This is a genomic window from Streptomyces sp. NBC_01433 (genome assembly GCF_026340105.1).
Taxonomy (GTDB): domain Bacteria; phylum Actinomycetota; class Actinomycetes; order Streptomycetales; family Streptomycetaceae; genus Streptomyces.
Window position 1 is genome coordinate 3,838,631 of the sequence record NZ_JAPEPM010000001.1, and the last position, 24,205, is coordinate 3,862,835.

General features: G+C 70.4%; 25 protein-coding genes, 1 tRNA gene and 1 pseudogene. 4 read left to right on the forward strand and 23 right to left on the reverse strand.

Going from position 1 to position 24,205, the window contains the following annotated elements; all coding sequences use genetic code 11:
* Positions 1-212: 212 nt before the first annotated feature.
* The 5 genes from OG413_RS17355 to OG413_RS17375 form a co-directional block, all read right to left on the reverse strand.
* Positions 213-1,334: a transcriptional regulator gene (locus OG413_RS17355; RefSeq protein WP_266806587.1), complete on the reverse strand. Its 1,122-nt coding sequence runs from the start codon at positions 1,332-1,334 to the stop codon at positions 213-215.
* A gap of 216 nt (positions 1,335-1,550) precedes the next feature.
* Positions 1,551-2,297 carry a DUF1838 family protein gene (locus OG413_RS17360; protein ID WP_266806589.1) on the reverse strand — a complete coding sequence of 249 codons (747 nt, stop codon included), beginning with the start codon at positions 2,295-2,297 and terminating at the stop codon, positions 1,551-1,553.
* Positions 2,298-2,541: 244 nt separating this feature from the next.
* The gene (locus OG413_RS17365; protein WP_266806591.1) at positions 2,542-2,835 is read right to left on the reverse strand and encodes a hypothetical protein; all 294 of its coding nucleotides are present in this window, start codon (positions 2,833-2,835) and stop codon (positions 2,542-2,544) included.
* The gene (locus OG413_RS17370; RefSeq protein WP_266806592.1) at positions 2,832-3,011 is read right to left on the reverse strand and encodes a hypothetical protein; all 180 of its coding nucleotides are present in this window, start codon (positions 3,009-3,011) and stop codon (positions 2,832-2,834) included. Before OG413_RS17370 ends, OG413_RS17365 begins: the two co-directional genes overlap by 4 nt.
* Before the next feature lie 151 nt (positions 3,012-3,162).
* On the reverse strand, positions 3,163-3,309 hold the full coding sequence (locus OG413_RS17375) for a hypothetical protein (protein ID WP_266806593.1): 147 nt from the start codon (positions 3,307-3,309) through the stop codon (positions 3,163-3,165).
* Between the two features lie 295 nt (positions 3,310-3,604).
* On the opposite strand from OG413_RS17375, the gene OG413_RS17380 reads away from it, so the two are divergent.
* Complete coding sequence (locus tag OG413_RS17380; RefSeq protein WP_266806594.1) at positions 3,605-4,840, forward strand: helix-turn-helix transcriptional regulator; 1,236 nt, start codon at positions 3,605-3,607, stop codon at positions 4,838-4,840.
* Here the strand turns inward: OG413_RS17380 and OG413_RS17385 are convergent.
* Positions 4,821-5,483, reverse strand: coding sequence for an HAD family hydrolase (locus tag OG413_RS17385; RefSeq protein ID WP_266806596.1), 663 nt, complete (start codon positions 5,481-5,483; stop codon positions 4,821-4,823). The two genes, OG413_RS17380 and OG413_RS17385, sit on opposite strands and share 20 nt — an antisense overlap.
* A gap of 90 nt (positions 5,484-5,573) precedes the next feature.
* Here OG413_RS17385 and OG413_RS17390 point away from each other — a divergent pair, with 90 nt between their 5' ends.
* Positions 5,574-5,783: a hypothetical protein gene (locus OG413_RS17390; RefSeq protein ID WP_266806597.1), complete on the forward strand. Its 210-nt coding sequence runs from the start codon at positions 5,574-5,576 to the stop codon at positions 5,781-5,783.
* Positions 5,784-6,018: 235 nt separating this feature from the next.
* Here OG413_RS17390 and OG413_RS17395 read toward each other — a convergent pair.
* The 4 genes from OG413_RS17395 to OG413_RS17410 form a co-directional block, all read right to left on the reverse strand.
* Positions 6,019-6,091: transfer RNA gene (locus tag OG413_RS17395), tRNA-His, on the reverse strand.
* A 126-nt stretch (positions 6,092-6,217) separates the two neighbouring features.
* Entirely contained in the window at positions 6,218-6,820 is a 603-nt protein-coding gene (orn, locus tag OG413_RS17400) for an oligoribonuclease (RefSeq protein ID WP_266806598.1), read from the reverse strand.
* Positions 6,821-6,830: 10 nt separating this feature from the next.
* Positions 6,831-8,036: a helix-turn-helix domain-containing protein gene (locus OG413_RS17405; protein ID WP_266806599.1), complete on the reverse strand. Its 1,206-nt coding sequence runs from the start codon at positions 8,034-8,036 to the stop codon at positions 6,831-6,833.
* A gap of 360 nt (positions 8,037-8,396) precedes the next feature.
* Positions 8,397-8,717 (reverse strand): hypothetical protein, encoded by a 321-nt coding sequence (locus OG413_RS17410; protein ID WP_266806600.1) that lies wholly within the window; start codon positions 8,715-8,717, stop codon positions 8,397-8,399.
* Positions 8,718-9,094: 377 nt separating this feature from the next.
* On the opposite strand from OG413_RS17410, the gene OG413_RS17415 reads away from it, so the two are divergent.
* Positions 9,095-9,616 carry a universal stress protein gene (locus OG413_RS17415; RefSeq protein WP_266806602.1) on the forward strand — a complete coding sequence of 174 codons (522 nt, stop codon included), beginning with the start codon at positions 9,095-9,097 and terminating at the stop codon, positions 9,614-9,616.
* A gap of 228 nt (positions 9,617-9,844) precedes the next feature.
* Here the strand turns inward: OG413_RS17415 and glmS are convergent, their stop codons facing one another.
* The 3 genes from glmS to OG413_RS17430 all read right to left on the reverse strand — a co-directional run bounded on the left by glmS (position 9,845) and on the right by OG413_RS17430 (position 13,029).
* A complete protein-coding gene (gene glmS / locus OG413_RS17420) occupies positions 9,845-11,674 on the reverse strand; it encodes a glutamine--fructose-6-phosphate transaminase (isomerizing) (protein ID WP_266806603.1) in 1,830 nt (609 codons plus the stop codon).
* A gap of 96 nt (positions 11,675-11,770) precedes the next feature.
* Positions 11,771-12,046, reverse strand: a complete 276-nt coding sequence (locus OG413_RS17425) for a hypothetical protein (protein ID WP_073723503.1) — start codon at positions 12,044-12,046, stop codon at positions 11,771-11,773.
* Between the two features lie 86 nt (positions 12,047-12,132).
* Complete coding sequence (locus OG413_RS17430) at positions 12,133-13,029, reverse strand: DUF4429 domain-containing protein (RefSeq protein ID WP_266806605.1); 897 nt, start codon at positions 13,027-13,029, stop codon at positions 12,133-12,135.
* Positions 13,030-13,162: 133 nt separating this feature from the next.
* On the opposite strand from OG413_RS17430, the gene OG413_RS17435 reads away from it, so the two are divergent.
* Positions 13,163-14,782: a beta-N-acetylhexosaminidase gene (locus OG413_RS17435; protein WP_266806606.1), complete on the forward strand. Its 1,620-nt coding sequence runs from the start codon at positions 13,163-13,165 to the stop codon at positions 14,780-14,782.
* A 180-nt stretch (positions 14,783-14,962) separates the two neighbouring features.
* On the opposite strand, the pseudogene OG413_RS17440 reads toward OG413_RS17435, so the two are convergent.
* From OG413_RS17440 to OG413_RS17485, 10 genes and pseudogenes are all read right to left on the reverse strand, one after another.
* A pseudogene (locus OG413_RS17440) lies at positions 14,963-15,249 on the reverse strand (IucA/IucC family siderophore biosynthesis protein); the annotation flags it as partial.
* A complete protein-coding gene (locus tag OG413_RS17445; protein ID WP_266806607.1) occupies positions 15,246-15,500 on the reverse strand; it encodes a hypothetical protein in 255 nt (84 codons plus the stop codon). The gene OG413_RS17445 and the pseudogene OG413_RS17440, both read right to left, overlap by 4 nt.
* Positions 15,484-16,932, reverse strand: coding sequence for an aspartate aminotransferase family protein (locus tag OG413_RS17450; protein WP_266806609.1), 1,449 nt, complete (start codon positions 16,930-16,932; stop codon positions 15,484-15,486). Before OG413_RS17450 ends, OG413_RS17445 begins: the two co-directional genes overlap by 17 nt.
* 285 nt (positions 16,933-17,217) lie before the next feature.
* Positions 17,218-18,063 (reverse strand): siderophore-interacting protein, encoded by an 846-nt coding sequence (locus OG413_RS17455; protein ID WP_266806611.1) that lies wholly within the window; start codon positions 18,061-18,063, stop codon positions 17,218-17,220.
* Between the two features lie 205 nt (positions 18,064-18,268).
* A complete protein-coding gene (locus OG413_RS17460; protein WP_266806612.1) occupies positions 18,269-19,672 on the reverse strand; it encodes an FG-GAP and VCBS repeat-containing protein in 1,404 nt (467 codons plus the stop codon).
* Between the two features lie 130 nt (positions 19,673-19,802).
* Entirely contained in the window at positions 19,803-20,444 is a 642-nt protein-coding gene (locus tag OG413_RS17465) for a GNAT family N-acetyltransferase (protein ID WP_266806614.1), read from the reverse strand.
* Positions 20,445-20,593: 149 nt separating this feature from the next.
* The gene (locus OG413_RS17470) at positions 20,594-21,385 is read right to left on the reverse strand and encodes an ABC transporter permease (protein WP_266806616.1); all 792 of its coding nucleotides are present in this window, start codon (positions 21,383-21,385) and stop codon (positions 20,594-20,596) included.
* Complete coding sequence (locus tag OG413_RS17475) at positions 21,382-22,368, reverse strand: ATP-binding cassette domain-containing protein (RefSeq protein ID WP_266806618.1); 987 nt, start codon at positions 22,366-22,368, stop codon at positions 21,382-21,384. Before OG413_RS17475 ends, OG413_RS17470 begins: the two co-directional genes overlap by 4 nt.
* 119 nt (positions 22,369-22,487) lie before the next feature.
* The gene (locus OG413_RS17480) at positions 22,488-23,333 is read right to left on the reverse strand and encodes a DUF4097 family beta strand repeat-containing protein (protein WP_266806620.1); all 846 of its coding nucleotides are present in this window, start codon (positions 23,331-23,333) and stop codon (positions 22,488-22,490) included.
* An 82-nt stretch (positions 23,334-23,415) separates the two neighbouring features.
* Positions 23,416-23,934 carry a toxin-antitoxin system HicB family antitoxin gene (locus tag OG413_RS17485; RefSeq protein WP_266806622.1) on the reverse strand — a complete coding sequence of 173 codons (519 nt, stop codon included), beginning with the start codon at positions 23,932-23,934 and terminating at the stop codon, positions 23,416-23,418.
* Positions 23,935-24,205 lie beyond the last annotated feature (271 nt).

Consider the following 24,205-nt stretch of genomic DNA (forward strand, 5'->3'; position numbering starts at 1 on the left):
CACGCGCCGTACGCCGCGTCGCCCGTTGCGGCTCTGGTCTCGGCGCTCATGCTCACCCCCTGCGGAATGGGTGCGGAGCCGGTCGATCCTGGCGGGAGGACCGGCGCCACGGTCATGGGGATCACGCTAAGTGCCCGCACGGTCACAACCCAGGGGCGTACCCCACCAGTCAAGCAGCCGGGTCCCTGTGAGGTAGGACGTAGCGCCTTACCTCACAGTGCCGGGTCCACGCCGAGCCGCGCAGCGAGGCCGCGCAGCGTGCCGTTCCGTCGGCGCTCGGCCTTGAGCATCTCCCGCACCGTCGCGGCGGCCAACGACTGAAACTTGATCCATTCCGGCTGGTCGGCCTCCACCTCCAACAGCAGCTCCAGGGCGCCCGCGCGGTCGCCAGTCTGGTAACGAGCCTGCGCGACGTCGACCCGGTACGACGCCGAGTGCACTGGGCGGCTGATCGCCCCCAGGTCGACGGAGGCCGCGGCGTCCAGCGCGGCGTCCGGCCGGCCCTCGCTCCCGGCCAGCGCGACGTTCACCTGTTGTGTACGGACGTCGACCGGGCTGAAGACGCTGCCGTACGCCCGGACAGGGCCGGACTGCACAGCGGCGGACTCGGCCAGCGTGAGCAACTGCATGGCGTCGTCATGCTGGTCGGCGCGGGCGGCCGGCGTCGCGGCCGCGATGAGCAGGTTCCCGTAGACGGCGAGCTGGTCCGCCGTCGCGCGGCGGCGCGGCGGTTCGAGCTGGTCCGCTTTCCGCTCGGCGATGTCCCGGGCCTGCTCCCATCGGCCCTGGCGCAGGAGTACCCATGACAGGGTCGATACGCCCATGCCCTCAAGCAGCGGGTCCGATGCCCGCTCGGCGGCGGCGAGCTGCTTCTCCACCGCGGTGTAGGCCCAGTCCGGGTGGCCGGACTGGGTGGAGAGGGACGCGGCCAGCTGGTAGGCGAGGGCGAGGTCGGTCCACACGCTCTCGGTGTCGTGCTGACGTGCGGCGGCGCGGCCGTCGCGGAGCAGGCCGGGCAGTGTGCCGGCGAGCTCTGAGTAGCCACCGGTCCAGTACGTCGCCGTAGCGGCCTGCACCTGCGCCGCCCACTCGGTCGGTCCGGGCGGGTCCTCAAGGTCGATATCGCCCAGGACGCCAGGGAGGGAACCGGGGTCCTGAATCGCGTCGCGCAGCGCCAAGAGGCCGCCGTCATCGGTAAGTTGCTGGGTCACGGTGGGCTGTCCCACGAGACGCTCAAGCTGGACGTCCAGCGACCGAGCGAGACCGCGCAGGGTATTGATCCGCGCTGATTCCCGTACGCCCTGCTCCAACTTTCGGATGGTGTCGACAGACACACCGGAGCCGGGCAAGTTCGTCTTGGGTGATGTCACGGAACTCTCGCAGCGCACGGATGCGGTCGTCGACGCTGGTGTTCATGTGGACCCCCGCCAGAAGGTATGGGGCCACGGTACTCCCGGACGGTAAACCCCGGGCACGATGAAAGCCCCTTCTCTTTCCGAGGCCGAAGCCGCACATGCGAGGACTATCAGTCGCTCAGGACCCGCCGGCGGCTACGTCGGCGGGTTGAGCTTGCGGAAGTACGTCCAGCTGGTCTCGTTCGGCTCGCTCCACTTCTCCGGGGCGTGGGCGAACTCCGGGTGGCGGTCGGCGATGTAGGCGCGAGTGCGCTCGGGGACCTCGGCGTACGAGCCGAGCTTGCGGCCCCGGCAGTGGAAGGTGAGGCCGCCGGGCGCTTGGCCGCGGGCCATCCACGGGAGCCACGGGGACATCCGGGTCCACGACATGGTGGCCGGGACGCTGGGCGCCGGGCCGGCCAGGTCGGTGCGGTCGGCGAAGAACTGGAAGAGCTCCAGTGCCTTGTACGTGTCGTCGGCCGAGTGGACGGGGTACTGGGCCACCGGCAGCGGCGAGGGGTAGGCCAGCGGGATCTCCAGACTGAAGCAGACCTGTCCGCCGAGCTCGGTCGTGGGGATCGGGAAGGGGCGCCACTTCTGGTTCGCCGGGTCGTTCCAGACGTGCACCACCGGCAGGCCCTGCCAGGTCTCCAGGATCTCGCGGGTGAGGGGGTCCAGGTAGAAGGCGGCCTCGCGGGTGAGCAGTTGGTAGGCGTCCGGGCCGGCATCGGCGTCCTGGACGAGGCGGGAGACATTGAGCCCTTCGAAGCCGAAGACGCGCTGGTAGGGCTCGTCGGGAGCCCAGGAGTACACATCTCCCGACCACCAGTACGTGACCTCCTCGCCGTCGAGCGAGGCGCGGGTGCGGGCGAAGGAGCGGAGCAGTTCAGCGGGTGTCGTCATACGGAGTACTCTGCGCGACTGCCGCCCCGGCCGGGCGGGAAACACCGAGGCCGGGCGGAAGCGGGGCAGGGAGAAGCCGCTCCCGCCGAGTCCGTCACCTGAGTCCGTGCCGGTTCGGGTCGTGGCAGACGCCCTTCGTGGTGCCGCACCCGTTGCAGCCCTGCCCGCCTTCCTCGTTCGAGGGCGGGGTGGGAATCGACGTGCTGTTCATGGTGGTTCCGATCAGGTGGGGTTCAGGTGGGGTTCAGGTGTGGCAGGGGCATGCGCAGCCGGGGCGCCAGCAGGCGACATGGCCGTCGGGCAGGTGCGGTTGGCCGGCGGCGGCCCGGCAATGGGCGCTTTGGGTGTCGGCGCGTGCTTCCTCGGCCAGGGCGAGTGCCTCGTCCATCCGGGACTCCACGGCTGCCGCGGTCTTCAGCTCGGCGTCCGTGATCGGTTCGCCGTGCCACAGGAGCGTGACCTCATGCTCCGGGCACCAGGCCATGTCCTCGGTCTCGACGGGGAATTCGTGGGAGCCGTCGGCGTGGTGGCACTTCACTCGGCTTCCCTCCCCGCGCGGTCCGGGGAAGTGGCCTGGGTGTTGGGCCGTTCCCTGTGGTCGCTGGGGGCGCGCCAGTCGTAGTGGGGCCCTGTGTGGCCGGGGGGCTGGGTGCAGCGGGCGTACGAACCGGGGCGCTCCGCCCAGCAGTACCCGTACCCGATGGGCGTGTTCATCGGCGCGCCCTCTTCCACGCGCGGCCGAGCCGTATGAACGTCGCGCAGAACGTTCCCGCCCGGCAGACGTCGTACGTCAGGGTGTGCCCCAGGTACGTGACATACGCCTCGTCCGGGGGCTGGTAGGCAGTCCGCTGCCGCGTCGACGCCATCACTGGGCCGCCCTCCGGCCCGCGCACTCGTGCGCGTCGAGGCACTCGCGGGGGAACCGGGAGTACGCGGCACCGGTGGCGGGGGTGACCCGCTGCTCGCCGAGGTCGACACCCAGGTCCTTGCCGAGCGGCGCCGCGCACCACACACACGCCGCGCCGCGCTGCTGAGCGTCGGTCAGATCTTTGACCGCCGGGAGGGGCGTGGTCGCGGCTACCTCAGGGAGGCACCGCTGATGGCACTACAGGCGTCGTCACGGTCAGCTCCTCGGGCGGTGCCAATTGGTTCGTCCAGCGTCGTCCCGCCAAAGCGACAGTTCAAGGGCTTTCGGAGGGCTTTTCAGGGCTGGATGAGGGCTTTTTTGCCGCTGACCGGGTGAGTGATGGTCTGATACAGGACTTGCTGTGACACTGGCCCCGAGTACCCATCACGGAGGTGACCGCGTGTCCCAAGCCCGGAGCAACACACGACTGAAGGCAGCCCGCCTGACTGCGGGCTACCGCTCGCAACAGGCTCTGGCGATTGCGCTTGGGGTCGGCGTCCGGCAGGTGAGGCGGTGGGAGTCGGAGGCGCCTCCGTGGCCTCACCCTGACCTGCAGCAGGCTCTCACGCGCGTGCTGGGCCAGGACCTGGAATCGTTGGGCTTCACGCCTCCCCACGGACGGGACCGTGGGCCGGACCCCGTGCGCCGGCAGTTGGTCGGGGCGACGGTTGCGGCCGTCGGCCTTGCCGTCGTGCCCCCGCAATCCGCGACTGCCGCACAACCGGCCTCGGTCGCGCCCGACTTCGAGGCCGTGACCCGCTCACATCGACGGCTGTACTGGTCAGTGGCTCCGGCCACGCTGCACCGGGCGGCCATTGCACACGCCGCTCTCGGCTGCGCACTGCTCCCGGAGACAGCCGGTCAGACCCGTCGCGCCGTCGCCGCCGCGCTGGCGGAGACCTGCCTACTTGCCGGGCGAATCGAATTCTTCGACCTCAGGGAACCGGACCGCGCAGCGGCCACATGGCTGCGGGCGCTCCAGGCGGCAGGCGAAGCCGACGAACCGCTCCTTGGAGCCGCCGTACTCGGCCACACTGCGTTCATCCCCGGCTGGTCCAGCGACCGAGAAGCGGCAACCGAGAGGCTCGTCGCCGCCCGAACCTACGCCCGGCGAGGACCTGCACCCGCGCTGCTCATGGCCTGGCTGGACGCTGTCGAGGCCGAATGCGAGACCCGGTCCAACCGCACGCGGACCGCGCTACACCTGATCGGCCACGCCGAGGACCTCCTCGCCGGCCAGAGAGAGGAAGCCATTCCCGAGTGGCTGGACTGGTTCTCGCCCGTCCGCCTTGCCGCCTTTAAGGGCAACACGCAGCTGCGGGCCGGGCATCTGCCCCAAGCGCGCACCACTCTCCTCGGAGCCCTCGAAGACCTGGGGTCGGCGGAGGAGAAGCAGCGGTCGGTGATCTTCGGTGATCTGGCAGCCGTGGAGGTCGCCGCAGGTGCCCCCGAAGCGGCCTGCGAACACGCTCTGGAAGCGCTCGATCAGCTGGAGCGGACCTGGTACGCCACCGGCATGGACCGGGTGCGTGAGGTGCGGCGCGCACTGGCCCCGCACCAGCACCAGCCGTGCGTACGGGACCTGGACGAGCGGCTGTACGGATGGACAACCACAGTCAGCGCGCTCGCTCGTTGAACTTCTTGATCCGCTCCGGCAGCTCAGCGAGGGACTCGATACGGAACGTCGGCAGGTCCCCGGCCTCTGCGGTCTGCCACTGGATGGTGCCCCAGGGCCCGCGGCGGATCAGTGCAGTCTGCATCCCTGCGGACACTGCGGGGCGGAGGTCGTTGTCGACCCGGTCGCCGACGTACAGGATCTCGCTGGGCTCCGCAGGGACGACCTCGGCGACGCGGACGAAGAACTCAGGGTCGGGCTTCGAGGCGCCCCAGTCGTCCGAGGTGCCGATCAGGTCGACATCGTCGGTGAACAGCGTGCGGAGGATTCCGCCCGCGCGGACGGTCTGGTTGCCTGCGATGCCGAGCCACAGCCCATCGGCGCGGAGCTGGGCAAGGGCCGGCCGGACGTCCGGGTAAAGGTCCGACTCGTCGAAGTGCTCGGGCTGGCCCGCGTCCGCGCGCGCTTGGCGCTGCTTGTCCAGGTCGAAGCCGGGCCGGAACTCCTGGAACACGTCCCTGTAATCCCGACCCCGGGCGATCACAGCACCGAACATGGCGGCGAAGGTATGGCGAGGGACGCCCAGCCAGTCGGCCCAGGTGCCGTACTCCCTGGTCTCGTCCACCAGGCACTCACCGACGTCGAAAACGACTGCGCGAATCATGGGGCGATCGTAGAACGGGTGAAGATGACCCTGCCGACGGGGCTGCGGCCAGGCCAATGCGGGGTCCGGTGCGCGGCCTACGCTCCGCCCGTGGCGAATATCGAACGAAGCGAATCCTTGATCGAGCTGGAGCGCGCGACGTGGGCCGAGCAGCAGGAAGGCCGCCTCACCGTGGCAATCGCAGCCCGTGTGCAGCAGGCCATCACCGACCATGCGACGGCCACCGGGCAGGATCGGTACCAGGTCGAGACGGCGCTGGAGAAGCCGGTCCGGCATTTCGAGCCCCCAGCCGACGTCTGACCCCAGACGCACGAAACAGCCCCCGTCGCCTCAGGCGAAGGGGGCAACCCCGCAACGCGGGGACCACGCTGTGTGTGACGTCCAGCGCGACGTGATCCGGGGACCATCCCCGCGTACGGGGACCAGTGAAAGGACGATAGGCCCGAATCGGGGCCCCGTTGGGCCCGCGCTGGGAAGGGTTTGGGAACAGATCAGCCCCTGACCCGTTTTCCCAGGTCAGGGGCTGATCATTCAGGGTGAGTAACGGGACTTGAACCCGCGACATCCTGGACCACAACCAGGTGCTCTGCCAGCTGAGCTATACCCACCATGTCGCCCGGTCGTTTTTCCGACCGGCCGAGAAAAAGTGTACAGGGTCCGGGAGGGTGCTCGCGCCCCGGTTGTTTTTGCCCGGTCCACGGGCCCCGAAGGGCCCGTGACCTGGGCTTGTCGTGCTACTCGGGCGGCAGCACGTGGCGCGCCGCGATCTCCTTGGCGCGCTCCGAGTCCGGGCCGGGCTGCGGTACGAAGACCGCCTCCCGGTAGTAGCGCAGTTCCGCGATGGATTCGCGGATGTCCGCCAGTGCCCGGTGGTTGCCGCTCTTGGCCGGGCTGTTGAAATACGCCCGCGGGTACCAGCGGCGGGCCAGCTCCTTGATGGAGGACACATCGACGATCCGGTAGTGGAGGTAGCCCTCCAGCGTCTGCATGTCCCGCGCCAGGAAGCCGCGGTCGGTGCCGACCGAGTTCCCGCAGAGGGGGGCCTTGGCCGGCTCCTTCACGTGTTCGCGTACGTATGCCAGGACCCGCTCCTCGGCGTCGGCCAGGGTGGTTCCCCCGGCCAGCTCGTCGAGGAGACCCGAGGTGGTGTGCATCCGCCGCACCACCTCGGGCATGGTCTCCAGGGCCGCGTCCGGCGGGCGGATCACGATGTCCACCCCTTCGCCGAGCACGTTCAGCTCCGAGTCGGTGACCAGTGCGGCCACCTCGATGAGTGCGTCGTCCGCCAACGAGAGCCCGGTCATCTCGCAGTCGATCCACACCATGCGGTCGTTCATGCGCCCCACCCTACGGGGCGCTCCGCTGTCCCGGCAGGGCCGGGCGACCGGGAGCGTACGCGTCCGGACCCGGTAGGGAGTGCTCCGAGGAGCCCCCCGAGGCCGCGACCGACACCGCCGGGCTCCGGCGGCCGGACGGCGAACCCTGGATGGGCACGACCGTGTCGATCACCGTGGCGGTGCTCTCCACCATCCCTCCCTGCGGACGACGGGCCCGATAGGCGGCCCGGTACGCGGCGGGGGAGGAGCCGAGCTGGCGGCGGAAATGCCCGCGCAGCGCGACCGGGGAGCGGAAGCCGCAGCGGCCCGCGACCTCGTCGACCGAGTAGTCGGAGGTCTCCAGCAGCCGCTGCGCCTGCAGCACCCGCTGGGTGATCAGCCACTGGAGCGGTGCGCTGCCGGTGAGTGAGCGGAACCTCCGGTCGAAGGTCCGCCTGCTCATATAGGCGCGCGCGGCCAACGTCTCCACGTCGAACTGTTCGTGGAGATGCTCCAGGGCCCAGGCCACGACCTCGGCGAGCGGGTCGGAGCCGATCTCTTCAGGCAGAGACCTGTCGAGGTAGCGCTCCTGGCCGCCACTGCGCCGCGGCGGCACGACGAGCCGACGGGCCAGCGCCCCGGCGGCTTCCGTGCCGTGGTCCGTACGCACTATGTGCAGACAGAGATCGATCCCGGCAGCCGTCCCGGCCGAGGTGAGCACATCGCCGTCGTCGACGAAGAGCTCACGCGGATCGACATGCACCGACGGATAGCGCTTGGCCAGCGTCGGTGCGTACATCCAGTGGGTGGTCGCCGGGCGGCCGTCCAGCAGACCGGCCGCCGCGAGCACGAAGGCCCCGGTGCACAGTCCGACGATGCGGGCGCCCTCCTCATGGGCGCGGCGCAGCGCGTCCAGTGCCTCCGCGGGCGGCGGCGAGGTGATCGAGCGCCAGGCGGGCACCACGACGGTGCCGGCCCTGCTGATCGCCTCCAGGCCGTACGGCGCGGTGAGTTCGAGTCCACCCGTCGTACGCAGCGGCCCTTCCTCGCCGCCGCAGACCAGCAGGCGATAGCGGGGAACTCCCGCGTCCTGCCGGTCGATTCCGAAAACGGAGAGCGGGATGGAGCTCTCGAAGATAGGGCCACCACTGAACAGCAGCACGGCTACGACTTCACGGCGTCGCCGCCCGGTCAGCTTTCGTGCGGCCTCCGTTGCGGTGGCGGAGTCCTGGCTCATGACGCTAAGCCCCCCTCGGTGTTCGCGTCTCCCTGGTCCTTACGGGCCTGTCGCTCCTGCACGTTTCCCCTCGGTATTGCACGGGTCCCCAGCCTTCGATCCCCATGATCGAATCTACTGTGTCCCGCAGTCCCGACGTGACACGTTCCCCCGTCGGCACTATGTCGACAAGGCAACTTGGCGCGAAGCATTCGATCACGAAGCGTTCCACTCGCGGGCCGCGCAGGGAAGTGCGCCTCGCGATCATGGCCCGTCCGCGTTGGGTGAAAGCGTACCGCGCGGTCTCTTCCTGCCTGGTGGCAAGTGGGTTGGTCGGCCATATCGCCAAGGATTCGGCGCAGATGTGAAGTTGGCTGAAAACTAATGGTTGTGCGTGCTGGATCCGGTCACGCCCGGCGCACAACTGCCCGCCTGGCGACCGCTCCGGTGCGCTCCTTCGGCCCCTCGGGCGGTGGCGCGTTCGGACCGGCACAGCAGCAGCCGGCAGACTGCCGTGACGGAGGCGAGCCCGAGGGCGGAGACGGTGGCATTACCGACCGATGAGCCGTACACCACCAGAACCGCCGGTACGAGCAGGCAGCTGAAGACCACCCAGCGGACCCCGTCGCCCGCCCCGTCGCTCGCCCGGTCGGGCGCGGTTTCGGGGCTCGGCTCGGACGAGGGTCCCGGCGGGGTGGGCACGGCTCTGCTCCTTGAGGTGGCGGCCTGGTGGCACGGTGTGACGATGTGGCTAACGGGGACCGTTCGAAGGGGTCACTCCCCGGTACTCCGATTCCCTTCCGTCCGCTTTCCCGGGGTGCGGAAAACAGGACGATCGGACTCCTCCGGCGGCGTGGCGCTCGGTGTAGTGCACAACCGGCATTGCCATACGGGGCCGCCTCGGGCATGCTCCCTCCAACGTCGTGCGCGCTTTTGCGGGGGTCTGGGCAGTGGAGGAGTGGCGCCGTACCCTTGCGGGTAGGGGGTTGGGAAGATGATTCCCGGACAGCCGCACCACCCGCTGAAGCACCTTCGCAAGCCGCTCCCTCCTCACGAGGACTCTCTTCGCCGAGACACCGATGGCCGGTCACGAAATCCCTGAACCCGCAGACCGCAAGCAGGTAGCCGACCCCCGGTCGGAACCGCAGACGGTCGAAGAAACACGTCATTCCTGCGATCCCGCGTTCCGGCACGGTGTGGTGGTCGGTTTCGACGGCTCCACGTCCAGTGAACGGGCCCTCGCGTACGCCGTCGGCATGGCTTGCAGATCCGGCTCCGGTCTGATCATCGTGCATGTCGCCAACCGGCTGCCGACCACCGTCTGGGCGGGCTGCGAGCCCCCCGTCTTCGTCGATGTCCCCGATCACCGGACCGAGGTCCTCGGGCTCGAACTGGCCTGCGCCGACTACCTCTCCGAGGTGCCCTGGGTGCTGGTCGAGCGCGGCGGCGACATCTGCCATGAGCTGGAGGAGGTCGGCCGCGAGTATTCGGCGGACGCCATCGTCGTCGGCTCCACGCACGGCATCGTCGGCCGGATCTTCGGCTCGGTGGCGGGGCGCCTCGCCCGTCGCGCACAGCGCCCGGTGATCGTCATCCCCTGACCCCCTGAATTCCCTGGCCCTCGGAATCCCCGGTGCCGGGGGCAGGTGTCGGTCTGGTGTCGGTCCAGTCTCGGACGGGGCGTCAGGGGGCGCCTGGGGTTCCCGAGTTCACCGTTGCGTGTGAAGCGCCGCGCCCGGAGCGTGCGCCTGGAGTGTGAACGGCGAGAGCCGCCCCGCACCCCGTGGCAGGGGGCGGGACGGCTCCGAGGGCGGCGTCCGCGGAACTGACTACTCGACCGTGACCGACTTCGCCAGGTTGCGCGGCTTGTCGATGTCACGGCCCATGGCCAGTGCCGTGTGGTAGGCGAAGAGCTGGAGCGGGATGCCCATCAGGATCGGGTCCAGCTCGTTCTCGTTCTTCGGTACGACGATGGTGTGGTCGGCCTTCTCCTGCTCGCGGTGGGCGACGGCGAGGATGCGTCCGCTGCGGGCCTTGATCTCCTCCAGCGCCGCGCGGTTCTTCTCCAGCAGGTCGTCGTCCGGGACGATCGCGACGGTGGGGAGCTCCGGCTCGATGAGCGCCAGGGGGCCGTGCTTCAGCTCGGAGGCGGGGTACGCCTCGGCGTGGATGTACGAGATCTCCTTGAGCTTCAGGGAGGCCTCCAGCGCGACGGGGTATCCCCGTACCCGGCCGATGAACATCATCGACCGCGCACCGGCGTACTCCTCGGCGAGCTTCTTGATGTCGTCCTCCGCTTCGAGGATCTCGCCGATCTGCTCGGGCAGCTTGCGCAGGCCTTCGATGATCCGCCTGCCGTCGGAGACGGACAGGTCGCGGATGCGGCCCAGGTGCAGGGCGAGCAGCGCGAACGCGACGACGGTGTTGGTGAAGCACTTGGTGGAGACGACACAGACCTCGGGGCCCGCGTGGACGTACATGCCGCCGTCGGCCTCGCGGGCGATGGCGGAGCCGACGACGTTCACGACGCCCAGGACGCGTGCGCCCTTGCGCTTGAGCTCCTGGACGGCGGCCAGCACGTCGTACGTCTCGCCGGACTGGGAGACCGCGACGTACAGGGTGTCGGGGTCCACGACCGGGTTGCGGTAGCGGAACTCGGAGGCGGGCTCGGCGTCCGCGGGGATGCGGGCCAGCTCCTCGATGAGGCCGGCGCCGATCAGACCCGCGTGGTACGAGGTGCCGCAGCCGAGGATCTTGATCCGGCGCACGCCCCGCGCCTCGCGGGCGTCCAGATTGAGACCGCCCAGGTGCACGGTGGAGAAGCGGTCGTCGATCCGGCCGCGCAGCACCCGGTCCACGGCGTCGGCCTGCTCGGAGATCTCCTTGTGCATGTACGTGTCGTGGCCACCCATGTCGTACGACTCGGCCTCCCACTCCACCGTGGTGGGCGTGGCCGTCGTGGTCGAGCCCTCGGTGGTGTACGTACGGAAGTCGTCGGCCTTGAGGGTGGCCATCTCGCCGTCGTCCAGGGTGACGATCTGGCGGGTGTGGGCGACCAGCGCGGCGACGTCGGAGGCGACGAACATCTCCTTCTCGCCGATGCCGAGGACGACCGGGGAGCCGTTGCGGGCGACGACGATGCGGTCGTTGAAGTCGGCGTGCAGGACGGCGATGCCGTACGTGCCCTCGACGGACTTCAGCGCCTCGCGGACCTTCTCCTCCAGGGTGCTGGCCTGCGACCGGGAGATCAGGTGGACCAGCACCTCGGTGTCGGTCTCGGAGAGGAAGACGACACCGTCGGCGACGAGCTTCGCACGGAGCTCGGAGGCGTTGTCGATGATGCCGTTGTGGACGAGGGCGACCTTGTTGTCGGCGTCCAGGTGGGGGTGGGCGTTCTCGTCGCTCGGGGCGCCGTGGGTGGCCCAGCGGGTGTGGGCGATCCCGGTGGTCCCGGCGAACCGCTTGGGGACCCGGGCCTCCAGCTCGCGGACCCGGCCCTTGGCCTTGACCGTCTTCAGGGCGCCGGGCTTGCCGGCCGCCGCCTTGCCCGTGATGACGATGCCCGCGGAGTCGTAACCCCGGTACTCCAGCCGCTGCAGGCCCTCCAGCAGCAGCGGGGCGACATCACGCTTTCCGATATAACCGACGATTCCGCACATAGAGTCTCTGCCCCTCCATCGACGTACAAGTCATTCACCACGTACAAGACGTGCACCACTCACAAGACGTGCACCACGCACAAGACCGGACCGTGCTCAGCCGTAGACGATGCGGCGCAGCTGGCGGAGCGAGAGCTCCGGCGGCGCCACCGCGCGGTGCGGCAGCTCGGCCGCGATGCGTTCGAAGATCTCCGTATTGACCAGGCCGCCGGACCGCAGTTCCCGGTGGCGGCGCCGGACGAAGTCGTCCGTCGTCTCGTCGAAGTACGCGAGCACGTCGAGGATCACCCGGGCCGCTTCGCCGCGCTGGAGCGCGCTGGAGCGTACGAGGTGGTCGATGAGGTCGTCGTGCGACGAGCGGCGTTCGAGCACTCGTCGATATTGCGCGGCGTCGAGGTGTTATGCAAGAAATCTGCCCGATATCGGGCAAGGGGTCGTCGGGGAGGCCGCCGATCGGGTCAGAGGCGCTTCAGTACGGCCTGTTTCGCCGTGCTGAACTCCTCGTCGGTGAGCACTCCGGCCCGATGCAGCTCGCCGAGCTCCCGCAGCCTGCGCAGGAGCACGTCGTGATCGTCGGCGGCGGGCGCGGGCGCGGGTGCGGCGGCGGGGGCGATGGCCGCCGGGGCCGCGTCGGCCGCCCCGGACTTCTCCAGGGCCTTCCGCGCTCCCGGCAGCCGCGTCAGCACCGCCGCCGCGACCAGGACCGCCGTGTACTCCTTCTTCGACAGACCCCACAGGTCCAGCGAGTGCGGATCGAACTTCGGCGGCGCCGTGACCGGTCCGCCCCCCAGCTCGAAGCGCAGATGCCCGTTCTCCAGGCCCATGGCGGGCAGCCAGCGCACCCCCGTGACGGACGACACCGGGAAGGAGACCGTGCCGCCCGCGGTCTTCGACTCCTCGGCCTTCCAGTTCCAGGTGAGCCGGACGGTCTCCCCGTCGAACGAGGCCGTGCCGTCCCCGCCGCCGCCGGAGACCGGGAGGGCCGGTCCCGGCAGCAGGAAGCGGTCCACCGGGCACTCGGGCACCTGCTCGATCAGCAGGGCGTTGCGCACCTCGTCGACGAAGTACTCGGCGACGCCCGTGCGGTCCTTCTCCACCGTGAGTACATAGGGGTCCGCGCCGTCCTTGAGCCGGCCGTCCGCGGCGAGCAGCACCGGGCACGCCCCGCCGCGCAGCCGCAGCCGGAGCCGGCCGCCCTTGCGGTCCGGTTCGAACGAGATGCCCGCCAGCGCCTGTACGGGGACGGCGAGTTCGCCCAGGTCCTGCCGTACCGGATGGGCCTTGCCGCCCGGCACGATCCGTACCGTTTCGCCGTCGAAGGTCCACGTTCCGTCGCGCTGGATGATTTCCGCCATGCCGGTGATTCTGCCAGCCACCTGTGCCGGAAGAGGTCTAGTCCTTGACGGGTGCATGACTTGCGCGATACGGATGGTAACCGTTCGGTCGCACAGGAGAACCAAAGGTGACCCCGTCGAAAGGGACCGGCTTGTGACACAGCACAGAACGTTTCCCCGTCTGTTCGGCTCGCTGCTGCTCGTCGTGGCGGCCGGTTTCGCGGGCATCGGAGCCACATCCGCCCCCGGCGGCGCCGCCCCGGCACGGGCGGACGCGCCTCGGCCGCTCGGGCAGCTCGTGCCCGTCCCCGCCGAGGTGATGCCGGGCGGATCCCCGTACGCCATCACCCCGTCGACCAAAATCAGGGTCGCCGACGGCACCCGCGAGGTCCGCGAGATCGGCGCCTATCTGGCGGGCCTGCTGCGCCCCTCCACCGGCTACGCGCTGCCGGTCACCGGCCGCGACGGCCGCGACGGCATCCGGCTGGAGCTCGGCGACGGCGACCCAGGTCTCGGCGCGGAGGGCTACCGGCTGCGGTCCGCCAAGGGCGCCGTCACCATCACCGCCCGAGAGCCCGCCGGGCTCTTCCACGGCGTCCAGACGCTGCGTCAGCTGCTTCCGGACCGGGTGGAGCGGGACACCCGCCAGGCAGGGCCATGGCAGGTCGCGGGCGGCACCGTCACCGACTCCCCGCGCTACGCCTACCGGAGCGCGATGCTCGACGTCTCGCGGCACTTCTTCTCGGTCGCCGAGGTGAAGCGGTACATCGACCAACTCGCCCTCTACAAGCTGAACAAGCTGCATCTGCACCTCTCCGACGACCAGGGCTGGCGCATCGCCATCGACTCCTGGCCCCGGCTGGCCACGTACGGAGGCTCCACCGAGGTCGGCGGCGGGCCCGGCGGGTACTACACCAAGAGCGACTACAAGGAGATCGTCCGGTACGCCGCCTCCCGCTATCTGGAGGTCGTCCCGGAGATCGACCTGCCCGGCCACACCAACGCGGCACTCGCCTCCTACGCCGAGCTGAACTGCGACGGCATCGCGCCGCCCCTCTACACCGGCACCACCGTCGGCTTCAGCTCGCTGTGCGTCCCGAAGGCCGTGACGTACGACTTCGTGGATGACGTCGTCCGCGAACTGGCCGCGCTCACCCCCGGCAAGTACCTCCACATCGGCGGCGACGAGGCGCACTCCACCAGCCACGAGGACTTCGTGGCGTTCATGGAGAAGGCGCAGGCGACCGTCGGGAAGTACGGCAAGACCGTGATGGGCTGGCACCAGCTGACCGGGGCGAAGCCGGTCGAAGGGGCCGTGGCGCAGTACTGGGGCTACGACCGGACGGGCGCCGCCGAGCGGCAGCAGGTGGTGGACGCCGCGAAGAGCGGTACGAAGCTGATCCTGTCCCCGGCCGACCGGTCCTACCTCGACATGAAGTACACCAAGGACACCAAGCTGGGGCTGTCCTGGGCCGGGCTCGTCGAGGTCCAGCGGTCCTACGACTGGAACCCGGCGACGTACCTGGAAGGCGCGCCGGAGGGCTCCGTCCTCGGCGTCGAGGCGCCGCTCTGGACGGAGACGCTGACCGACAGCACGGAGATCGAGCAGATGGCCTTCCCCCGGCTGCCGGGAGTGGCGGAGCTCGGCTGGTCTCCCGCGGCGACGCACGACTGGGAGACGTACAAGGTGCGGCTGGCCGCCCAGGGGCCGCGGCTGACCGCGCTCGGCATCGACTTCTACCGGTCGCCGCAGGTGCCGTGGGCCGGACAGTGACGGGCTGACGCCCGGTACGTACGAGAAGGTGAGCGCCCGGAGGACCGTCTCCGGGCGCTCACCCGTTCATGGGCCCGTCGCTACGCGGCGATCGGGCACTTCGGCTTCTTCGGCGTGCTGAGCGGCTGGGGCGCCGCTGCCGCTGCTGCTTGCCGCCGCCGTCGCCGCCGGGTCCGCCGGGACGGTACGGAATCCGGCGGTGACGCGTTCGGCGGAGGTGGCCGGTTCTCCGGCCGGCCGGTACGCGGTTCCGGCCAGGGTGGAGGAGACCGCCTCCGGGTTGACCGGCAGGGCCCGCGCCGTGGGTCCGGGCGTGGAACGCAGGTCGGTGAAGAAGTCCCGTGCGTTCAACGGGAGAAGCCGCGCGTGGCTGAATTTTGCGAGGGCTTTGCGGACGAGCAGTCTGTTTGTGGTGGTCCAGCGCTCCGGGGGAGGTGGGCGACGCAGTCGGCACGGAGGGTGGTCAACAGCGGGAACCTCCGGTGGTGTTGGCCTGGAACCGTTCCCGCGCGCGGGCGCCGAGCAGGGCGCTCCTCCCCGGTCCGGCGATCTCCCGGATCACCTCGAAACCCATTGGCCCGTGCGGCGCGTGCACGGCGTCGTCACGCCCCTCGGGGCCGACGAGCCCCCGGCGTACCGACGGGTCGGCGAACAGCGCCTCCATCACGGTGGTGATCACGGCGGACGTGAAGCCGTGCGGCTCAGGAAGCGCGGACAAGGGACTCGCCGAGGTACTTCTCCGCGTGGCCGGAGATCAGATCGAGCACCGCGGAGATGTCCCGCGCGGTCGTCTCCGGGTTGAGCAGGGTGAACTTCAGGTACTGGCGCCCGCCGACCTTCGTACCGGCGACGACCGCTTCGCCCGAGGCGAAGAGCGCCTTGCGGGCGTAGAGGTTGGCGCGGTCGATCTCGGCGGGCGAGGTGACGCCGGACGGGATGAAGCGGAACACCAGTGTGGAGAGCCGCGGCCGGACGACCACCTCGAAGCGCGGGTCGGCGGCCAGCAGCCGCCAGCCCTCGGCGGCCCGGTCGCAGACCTCGTCGAACAGCTCGCCGATGCCGTCCGCGCCCATGACGCGCAGGGTCATCCACAGCTTCAGCGCATCGAATCTGCGGGTCGTCTGGAGGGACTTGTCGACCTGGTCGGGGCTGCGCTCCCCGGTCATCCGCCGCGGGTCCGGATACTCCGCGTGGTACGTGACGTGGCGCAGCGTCGCCCGGTCCCGGACCAGTACGGCGGAGGAACTCACCGGCTGGAAGAAGGACTTGTGGTAGTCCACGGTGACCGAGTCGGCGCGCTCGATGCCTTCGAGCAGCCCGCGGCGCCCGCGGGAGGCCAGCAGTCCGCAGCCGTACGCGGCATCGACGTGCATCCAGACGGAGAACTGCTCGCAGAGCGCGGCGATCTCCGGCAGCGGGTCGATGGAGCCGAAGTCCGTGGTGCCCGCGGTGGCGACGACGGCCATCGGGACGGTGCCCTCGGCGGCGCACCGCTCCAGCGCGCGGGCCAGGGCCACGGTCTGCACGCGCTTGTCGCGGTCGACGGGCAGGGAAATGACCGAGTCGGGCCCCAGGCCGAGGATCTTGGCGGCCTTCCGCACCCCGATGTGGCCGCACTCGGAGGTGAGGACGCGCAGCCGGGCGAAGTGCTCGGGCCGGGACGCCACCTCTTCGCGGGCGAGCAGCAGGGCCTGGAGGGTGGACTGCGTTCCGCCGCTGGTGAAGATGCCGTCGGCGGCCGGGCCCAGCCCGATGCGTTCGGCGGTCCAGTCGATCAGCCGGCGCTCGATGAGCGTGCCACCGGCGCTCCGGTCCCAGCTGTCCAGCGAGGAGTTGACGGCCGAGAGCACGGCCTCGCCCAGCACGGCGGGGATCACCACGGGGCAGTGGAGATGGCCCAGATAGCGCGGGTGGTGGAAGTGGACGGAGTCACGGAGATAGACCCCGCTCAGCTCGTCGAGGGCGGCCGAGACATCGCCCAGCGGCCGGTCCAGGTCGATGGCGCCGACGACGGGGGAGAGTTCATCGACGCCGACCCCGCTGAAGGGGCGGTCGGCGGCGGCGAGTCCGGCCGCGACCCGTTCCACTCCTGCGGTGACGGTGCGCCGGTACTGCTCCGCGGTCGTGTGGTTGAGCAGGTGCGAACGCATGAGGGGTCCTCCCGGGTGAGGGGAACGTCATCGCCGCCCTCCGGACAGGGAAAGCGGGGGACGAGGGTGCGATGCCTAAGTTAGGTTAGCCTAACTTGACTTCCGGCGGGGTGATTCCTCGGCCCCGAGAGGTGCGTACGGACGCCGTCGGGCGGAGATGCGGATGCCGTCCGGCGGGAGGCGCGGATGCCGTCCGGCTCGGGCGACTTCCGTCCTCCGGGTCGTGCGTCTCACGTCCTCCGGGCCGTGCGTCCTTCGTCCGGGCTCAGGCGTTTTCGGTCCGGCTCAGGCGTCTTCGGTGGCCGCTTCCGCCCGCAGCTGCTCCTCGCTGAGCCCGCGGCGCCAGTAGTCGACGAAGGTCACCCGCTCGCGGTCGAACCGCCGCTCCTGGGTGAGATGGCGGCGCAGCGCCCGTACCCCGGACGACTCGCCCGCGATCCAGGCGTACGGGGTGCCCCCGGGCAGTTCCGCGGCCCGGACGGTGTCCACGGCCGAGGGGGCGCCCTCGCCCCGTACGAGCCAGCTGATCCTGGCCCTGGCCGCCGTGTTGAGGGCCTGCCGGTCCTTGGTGTGCGGCACCTCCAGCCACACCCGCGCGGTCAGCCCGGCGGGCAGCCACTCCAGGGCGGCGGACGCGGCGGGCAGCGCCGTCTCGTCGGCCCAGATCAGCACCCAGTCGGTGTCCTGGGGCGGCCGGAAGCGGACGGCCGTGTTGTCCTCGGCGGCCGGGCCGAGCGCCTTGAGCGACTGCCCCGGGGCGGACGCCATCGCCCAGCGGCCGGCGGGACCGCTGTCCGCGTACAGCGCGAAGTCGATGTCGACCTCGGTGGATCCATCGGCCGTACGTCGCTGCGCGCGCACCGTGTACGAGCGCATCACCGCCCGCACGTCCTCCGGCAGTGCCCGCCACTCGGCGAACCAGTCCTCGCCGGTGGGCAGTACCGGCCCGGACTGCCCCGGGTGCGGCAGGAACAGCGACAGGCTCTGGTCACGGCCCCCGGCGGCGAATCCGTCGAGCCCCGAGCCGCCGAAGGTGATCCGGTGCATCGTGGGGCTCAGCCGTCGGGTCCGGAGCACGGTCAGGCCGAAGAACCGGAAGGGGGTGATGGCGGGTGCGGGAGCAGTCGTCATACGGGAGTTCCTCCGGTACGGGCGGGGCCCGCGGGCGGACGGCCCGGCCCCGGCAACGGCAATCCAAAGGAAGGTTAGCCTAACCTTTGTGTCTGTGGAATGGGTCGCCGGACGGAATGGGGCGGGGCGCGGCCACCGGCCCCGCCCGGCCCCTTCCCGCCTTCCCGCCTTCCCGCCATTCCGGCGTTCCGCCGTTTCGTGCCCGCTAGTCGGGCAGTGCCGTTCCGGTCTCCTTGACGACGTACGAACCGGTGCCGGTCACCCCGCCCTTGGCTCCCGGCAGCACGCGCACCGTGTTCTCGCCGGGCACCGCCACGGCCAGATCGGCCCTGCCGTCCCGGTTCAGGTCCCGGAGGCGCAGGTCGTAGCCGAAGCCGTCGCCCTCCACCGTCCCTCCGGCGACTCCGGGCAGCGTCTTGCCGATCACCTGGGAACGCGATCCCTTGAGCCCGCCGGAGCCGCCGAGGAACAGGTACGCCCCGCCGACGGAGTTCTTCTTCCCGGCCGCTTCCCACGGAACGCCGACGGCCAGATCGGCGTACCCGTCGCCGTCGGCGTCGCCGGCCGAGAGGGCCTGGCCGAAGGAGTCGTCCGGCTCCGAGGCGCCCGCGACACCGGCGGTCGACTGGCTGAGCTTCCCGCTCCTGGAACCGGGGCCGCTCGCTGTGCCGTACCAGAGGGTCACCGAGCCGCGTCCGCCGTTCTCGTAGTGGTTGCCGATGGCGATGTCCCCGTAGCCGTTCCGGTCGAAGTCGCCGATCGCGGCGTCCAGGCCCGAGTGCGGCTTCTTGCTGTCGATGACCTTGGTCGGGCCCGACGTCAGCCCGCCGGACGCGCCCTTCAGGAACCAGGCTTCGGTGCGGAAGAACTTGTCGGTCCCGTGCACGCCGATGATGACCAGATCGGTCTTCCCGTCCCCGTTGACCTTGCCGGCGGCCAGGCTCTCGCTGTACCAACTACCGTTGGCCTTGTCGTACTTGGTGACCTTGCCGAGGCCGCCGGACTTGGTGAAGCCGCCTCGGTAGAGGTAGGTGTCACTGGCGTTGAGCGTGGCTATGTCGGGCTTGCCGTCCCCGTTGAAGTCGCCCGTGGCCAGGTCGCTGCCGAAGGACCCGTACGCTCCGCCGCCCTTCCGGGGCAGTGCGGTGCCGCCCTTCAGCCCCTTGGACGAGCCCCACAGGATGGTGACCGAGCCGACGGGGGTCTTGCCGGACTCCTCCGCGGGGTTGCCCACGACGAGGTCGGCGTATCCGTCCCGGTTCAGATCGGCATGAGCCAGCGCGGTGCCGAACTGGTCGTTCGCCTCCCCGGCACCGGGGACACCGGCGGAGTCCTGGTGGATGAGCTGCGTACGGGCCGTCAGCCCCTTGGGCCCGCCGAACGTGACCTGGACCGCGCCACCGGTGAAGTCGAGCGAGCCGTCGTGAATGCTGGTGTACGCGTAGGAGGCGGCCAGGTCGCGGTAGCCGTCCCCGTTGAAGTCGTCGTAGTTCTTCGCGGCGGCGGCCGAGGCGGGCGGGGCGAGGGTGAGCGGAGTCAGCCCGGCGGCGAGCACGGCGGCGACGGCGAGGGCCGTGCGGGCACGGGGGGAGCGAGGGGACTGCTGCATGAAGGGCTGTTTCTCCTGCGGATGAGGACCGGGCGAACCGGTGGAACAGGGCCGTGCGCGTCAGCGGGTCACGGCCGTGCGGCACAGCGAAGACCGCTGTCGGTGGCCAAGGGTTGTACGTGGGTACGGGTCATCCGCCGAAGTTCGCCCGGCAGGCGTCGAGCCCCTCGACGGTGACCTCGACGCTCCGGTGCTCCTCCCAGCGGGCCCGGTCCAGCCGCAGCCGCCGCACGGTGACGCTCTCGCCGCGTACGGCTTCGACGTCCAGCCCGTCCGGTACGTAGCCGAGGCGGCGCGAGACGCCGAGCGAACGGGTGTTGCCGTTCACCGCACCCGACGTGGCGTACCGGGCGCCGAGTCCGGCGAAGGCCAGATGCAGCACGGCGGCCCGCATCTCGGTGCCGATGCCCCTGCCCTGGTGCGCGAGCCCCAGCCACGAGCCGGTCGCGACCTCCCGGGTCACGCCGAACTCCCGCCCCGACACGTCCTGCCGCCCGACGACCTCGCCCTCGTGGAGCACGGCCAGACTGAGCGTCCAGTCCCGCACCGACCAGTTCGCCACCGTGGCCAGCACATGCTGGTACACGGCCCGTCCGACCTCGTCGGGCGCCCCCTCGGTCCACGGCACGGTGAACGGCATGCTGTCCGGCGCGTGCACCCCGTCGGCGGCGACCGACGCGAGCGCGTCGAGCAGATCGGGGCCGGGAAGGCGCAGTTCGAGACGGGGGGTACGGACGCGGAGCCCGTACAGGGGCCAGTGTCGGGGTGTCATGACGGGACTCTGCCGGGGCGGGGCGAGCGGTGTCGAGCGAGTTTCGGGGAACGCCGACGGGGCGGCGTACCCCGACGTGGTGTCGGGGTGCGCCGCCCCGGGGGCGGGTGGGGCTGCGGGCGGTGGCTACTTCGGGTCGCGGGTGGTGGTTACTTGGGGTCGCTGTTGAACTTGGCGGTCGACCAGAAGTAGCCGAGCACGGTGAGGCCGACGCACCAGGCGATGGCGAGCCATCCGCTGTTGCCGATCTCGGTGCCGAGGAGCAGGCCGCGCAGGGTTTCGATGGCGGGGGTGAAGGGCTGGTATTCGGCGATCGGCTGGAACCAGCCCGGCATGGTGTCGACGGGGATGAAGGCGCTGGAGAGGAGCGGGAGCAGGATCAGGGGCAGGGCGTTGTTGCTGGCGGCTTCGGCGTTCGGGCTGATCAGGCCCATGCCGACGGCGATCCAGGTGAGTGCCGTGGCGAAGAGGACGAGCAGTCCGAATGCCGCGAGCCATTCCAGGGCGGTGGCGTCGGTGGAGCGGAAGCCGATGGCCACGCCGACGGCTCCGACGAGGATCACGCTGATCACGCATTGCAGGACGCTGCCGACGACGTGTCCGACGAGCACGGAGCCGCGGTGGATGGCCATGGTGCGGAAGCGGGCGATGATGCCTTCGGTCATGTCGTTGGAGACGGAGACCGCGGTGCCGATGGTGGTGCTGCCGATGGTCATCAGCACGAGCCCGGGGACGATGTAGGCGATGTAGTCGGCGCGGTCGGCACCGCCGCCGCCGATGCCCGCGCTCATCACGTCTCCGAAGATGTAGACGAAGAGCAGCAGCATCATGATCGGGGTGAGCAGCAGGTTCAGCGTCATGGACGGGTAGCGCCGTGCGTGCAGGAGGTTGCGGCGCAGCATGGTGTTGGAGTCGCGTACGGCGAGGGAGAGGGAGCTCATCGGACGTTCTCCTTGGGCTGGTTGGGGACGTTGGTCCTGGCGGTGAGGGCGAAGAAGACGTCGTCGAGGTCGGGGGTGTGGACGGTCAGTTCGTCGGCCTCGATGCCGACGGTGTCGAGCCAGTCGAGGAGGGAGCGGAGTTCGCGCTGGCTGCCGTCGCTGGGGATCTGCAACGAGAGCGCCTCGTCGTCGCGGGTGACCTCGTCCAGCGCGGAGGCGGCGGACTGGTACGTGGCCGGGTCGGTGAAGCGGAGCCGTACGTGTCCGCCGGGGATGAGGCGCTTGAGCTCGTCGGCGCTTCCCTCCGCGGCGATCTTTCCGTCGTTGAGGACGGCGATGCGGTCGGCGAGTTCGTCGGCCTCTTCGAGGTACTGGGTGGTGAGGAAGACGGTGACGCCGTCGGAGACCAGCTCGCGGATGATGCCCCACATGTTGTGGCGGGAGCGGGGGTCGAGGCCGGTGGTGGGCTCGTCGAGGAAGATGATCCGCGGGTTGCCGACCAGGGTCATGGCGATGTCCAGGCGGCGCTTCATGCCGCCGGAGTAGGTGGAGGCGGGCTTCTTCGCGGCCTCCGTCAGGTCGAAGCGCTCCAGCAGTTCGGCGGTGACCCGCCGCCCCTCGGCCCTGGACAGGTGGTGCAGGTCTGCCATGAGGAACATGTTCTCCTCACCGGTGATCAGCCCGTCGACGGCGGAGAACTGCCCGGTGACACCGATCGCGGCCCGCACCCCGTCCGGTGACGTGGTGACGTCGTGGCCCGCGACCTGGGCCTGTCCGCCGTCGGCGGTGATGAGCGTGGAGAGGATCTTCACGGCGGTGGTCTTGCCGGCGCCGTTCGGGCCGAGCAGGGCGAACACGGACCCGGCCGGGATGGACAGATCGATGCCGTCGAGGACGGTCTTGTCGCCGTACGACTTGCGCAGACCGACGGCGGAGACGGCGGCCGGTGACGAGTGACTGTCACCCTGCCCAGATGTGGACATGGGCATGACAGAAAAAGGCATGGAGCCCTCCCAATCGGAGGCTGAAGTGGCTGGGGGGTAGCTGAAGTGAGGTGAGGCCGGTGAGGCCAGTGGTGCCGGTGGTGCTAGTCGTGCCGGGGTCAGGACTTGGCGCGGCGGATGTCGATGTTGCCCCAGCGGGTCCGGGCGCGGACCTCGACGGTGTCCTCGGTCTTGTCCGGGGTCTCGGAGGCGGTGAGTGTGTTGCGTACCTGTCCGCGGCCGGAGCTGACGTCGAGCCAGGCGGCGGTGCCCTCGCGGATGCCGATGTCGATGGCGCCGTAGGAGGTCTCCAGCTGGACGGTGCCGCGGGCGACTTCGGTGACGCGCAGGGTGCCGTGGGCGGTGGTGGCGGTGACGGAGCCCTCGGCGCGTTCGATGTCGATGTCGCCGTTGGCGCCGCTGACCCGCAGGTCGCCGGTCGCGGCGCCGACGGTCGTGGTGCCGTGCGAGTTCTTCAGGACGGCGGTGCCGTCGACCAGGCCGACGCGCAGGCTGCCGGAGCTGGTGGTGATCTCGGCCGGGCCCTCGACCCGGTCGACGGTGATCGAGCCGTGGGAGGCGGTCAGGTGGAGCGGGCCGGTCGTGTCGAGGCGGACGTCACCGGAGGACGTCTTCACGCGGACGTCGCCGAGCCGGCCCGCGCCGAGCACCTGGGTCCAGGAGCCGGTCATGTCGACGCGTGAGCCCGTGGGCAGGTCGACCGTCACGTCGACGCTGCCGGTGGGCCCGACGAGGTAGCGCTGCTTGGGTGTCCTGAGGGTCAGGACACCACCCGCGAAGGTGACCTCGGTCTGCTCGGCGGCCCGTACGTCCTTGTCCTTCTTCGGGTCACGGGGCCGCACCTCGACAACCGTGTCGGGGCGGTCGGCCGCGGCGAACTGGATGGAACCCGCGTCCACACGGGCGTTGACCGAGATCGGCTGGGGAGTGTCGAAAGAAGGCATGGCTGTCCCGTCCTCTTGGGTCCTCGTGGCGTCCCCGCTGGTGGGACGTGGTGTGGGTGAAGTGGTGCGGGCGGGGGTGCGGCTAGCGCACCCAGCCCGTGAAGTTCTGTCCGACGGTCTGCGCCTTCTCCGTCGTACGCGGCCGGGAGCCGCCGTCGACCGCGGCCGACACGGCCCGCACCAGCCACGCGTTGACCGACAGGCCCTCGCGGTTCGCGGCCTCCTCGGCACGCGCCTTGAGGTGGGCGGGCAGCCGCAGATTGACGCGGGCGGGGCCGCCCTCCTCGCCGTCGGCCGGGGCCGGGGCCCTGAGCGGTTCGAGGGGTGCTGCGGGCTCCGCGGGGGCGTCCCCCTCGGTGGGCGGCAGCACCACCACGAAGTCGGGGTCGAGGCCACGCAGCCGTACGTCGACCGAGCCCGGGGCGAGTTCGCGGGTGATCTCGTCCGTCGCGGCGGAGAGCACATTCAGCATGGCCAGCCGGGTCGCCGACTCCAGGGGAGCGGTGAGCCTCTCTGCCAGCTCGCGAGCTTCGTCGCCGCCGGCCGCGGCGGCCACCGCGAGTTCGCGGCGGAGGGTGTCGACGTACGGGGTGAGGTCCATGACGCAATAGTGGCACCACAATGGCTCCATGTGCAAGCCATGTGGTGACATTCTTGGGTCGGTTGTAGCTGAAATCGCTCTGACCTGCGGAGATGTGGTGGCACCGGTCTGGGAAAGTGTGGCGCCATGCATGCGTGAACGCTTCCGGGGGCGCGGAATGGCACCGGATGGCGCTGGACGGCGCCGCGTGGCACCGGATGGTGCCAGGCCATGCCACCACAAGCCTTCAGACCGGGTGACCGGATGACCGCTCAAACAGAAAGCCGCCGTG

What these genes read in the sequence shown, in the direction of transcription:
- OG413_RS17360 (WP_266806589.1), bottom strand. Translation starts at nt 2,297, where the DNA reads ATGACGACACCCGCTGAACTGCTCCGCTCCTTCGCCCGCACCCGCGCC.
- OG413_RS17370 (WP_266806592.1), bottom strand. Translation starts at nt 3,011, where the DNA reads ATGAACACGCCCATCGGGTACGGGTACTGCTGGGCGGAGCGCCCCGGT.
- OG413_RS17385 (WP_266806596.1), bottom strand. Translation starts at nt 5,483, where the DNA reads ATGATTCGCGCAGTCGTTTTCGACGTCGGTGAGTGCCTGGTGGACGAG.
- orn (WP_266806598.1), bottom strand. Translation starts at nt 6,820, where the DNA reads ATGAACGACCGCATGGTGTGGATCGACTGCGAGATGACCGGGCTCTCG.
- OG413_RS17405 (WP_266806599.1), bottom strand. Translation starts at nt 8,036, where the DNA reads ATGAGCCAGGACTCCGCCACCGCAACGGAGGCCGCACGAAAGCTGACC.
- OG413_RS17415 (WP_266806602.1), top strand. Translation starts at nt 9,095, where the DNA reads ATGGCCGGTCACGAAATCCCTGAACCCGCAGACCGCAAGCAGGTAGCC.
- glmS (WP_266806603.1), bottom strand. Translation starts at nt 11,674, where the DNA reads ATGTGCGGAATCGTCGGTTATATCGGAAAGCGTGATGTCGCCCCGCTG.
- OG413_RS17430 (WP_266806605.1), bottom strand. Translation starts at nt 13,029, where the DNA reads ATGGCGGAAATCATCCAGCGCGACGGAACGTGGACCTTCGACGGCGAA.
- OG413_RS17450 (WP_266806609.1), bottom strand. Translation starts at nt 16,932, where the DNA reads ATGCGTTCGCACCTGCTCAACCACACGACCGCGGAGCAGTACCGGCGC.
- OG413_RS17455 (WP_266806611.1), bottom strand. Translation starts at nt 18,063, where the DNA reads ATGACGACTGCTCCCGCACCCGCCATCACCCCCTTCCGGTTCTTCGGC.
- OG413_RS17460 (WP_266806612.1), bottom strand. Translation starts at nt 19,672, where the DNA reads ATGCAGCAGTCCCCTCGCTCCCCCCGTGCCCGCACGGCCCTCGCCGTC.
- OG413_RS17465 (WP_266806614.1), bottom strand. Translation starts at nt 20,444, where the DNA reads ATGACACCCCGACACTGGCCCCTGTACGGGCTCCGCGTCCGTACCCCC.
- OG413_RS17470 (WP_266806616.1), bottom strand. Translation starts at nt 21,385, where the DNA reads ATGAGCTCCCTCTCCCTCGCCGTACGCGACTCCAACACCATGCTGCGC.
- OG413_RS17475 (WP_266806618.1), bottom strand. Translation starts at nt 22,368, where the DNA reads ATGTCCACATCTGGGCAGGGTGACAGTCACTCGTCACCGGCCGCCGTC.
- OG413_RS17480 (WP_266806620.1), bottom strand. Translation starts at nt 23,333, where the DNA reads ATGCCTTCTTTCGACACTCCCCAGCCGATCTCGGTCAACGCCCGTGTG.
- OG413_RS17485 (WP_266806622.1), bottom strand. Translation starts at nt 23,934, where the DNA reads ATGGACCTCACCCCGTACGTCGACACCCTCCGCCGCGAACTCGCGGTG.